The following is a 453-nucleotide window of genomic DNA, read 5'->3' as shown; positions in this document are numbered from 1 at the left end:
GTATCAAGTGAAAAGCTCAGTGTTATGTGCGATGAGTTACTAACTAAACCGCTTTCAATAGTACTTGAGTATCGTGGTTGTAAAATTGGGTTGTCTCATACATTTGCACAATCGTGGGATTGGGAAAATTACCCTGATGATAAATCGCTAATTGTGCAATCTTTATTGTGGGATCGCGAAGTTATTAAGCGACAATTACGGTGGCCGGTCTAGCGACAATTATCTTGGCCGGTTGATCTGATAAGGTTCGGTACAGCAGAACGGAGGAGTTCACTGTGCCGGGAACACGAATCACTGATCAGCAGGTCACTATTTATATGAAACATAGAAAGCGTAATAGCCAAGTTATCGCGGCTGCGAAAGCAGGTATTTCTGAACGTTCAGCGAGGCGCATTGATAAACTGGATGAGCAGCCATTGTCTAATAAACGCCAATGGCGAACACGTATAGATC

General features: G+C 43.3%; 1 pseudogene. It reads left to right on the top strand.

The annotated features are described in order from the left end of the window. Positions 1-213: pseudogene (locus AAEY57_RS19435) on the top strand (metallophosphoesterase); the annotation flags it as partial. Between the last annotated feature and the right edge of the window lie 240 nt (positions 214-453).

The organism is Pseudoalteromonas sp. MER144-MNA-CIBAN-0113 (assembly GCF_040308965.1).
Taxonomy (GTDB): domain Bacteria; phylum Pseudomonadota; class Gammaproteobacteria; order Enterobacterales; family Alteromonadaceae; genus Pseudoalteromonas; species Pseudoalteromonas tetraodonis.
The sequence above is the reverse complement of the archived record's forward strand: the minus strand, read 5'-3'. Positions and strand labels throughout refer to the sequence as shown.